This is a genomic window from Bacillus sp. NTK071 (assembly GCF_017303315.1).
Taxonomy (GTDB): domain Bacteria; phylum Bacillota; class Bacilli; order Bacillales; family Guptibacillaceae; genus Guptibacillus.
On the sequence record NZ_JAFKOI010000118.1, the window covers coordinates 1 to 262 of the forward strand.

Consider the following 262-nt stretch of genomic DNA (forward strand, 5'->3'; position numbering starts at 1 on the left):
TCGTGTGGGTATTGTTTATATGTAAGTTCTGGTTTTGGAATACCAACTTGATGAAGTAGTTCTAAGGTGCGTTCTTTCTTTTCAACTTTTGAAAGGCTTGTGTGGTAGTCTAAGTTTTCTTCGATTTGTTTTCCAACTGTCATAAGAGGATCGAGTGCTGTAAGAGGTTCTTGGAAAATCATGCCGATGTTTGATCCGCGTACTTTATTCATCTCTGCGGCTGACATAGATAGTAAATCCTTATCTCTATAGTTAAGCTGCC

General features: G+C 38.5%; 1 pseudogene. It reads right to left on the bottom strand.

Annotated features, from left to right (window positions below):
* Positions 1-262 (bottom strand): annotated as a pseudogene (locus JI666_RS21280) (ABC transporter ATP-binding protein); the annotation flags it as partial.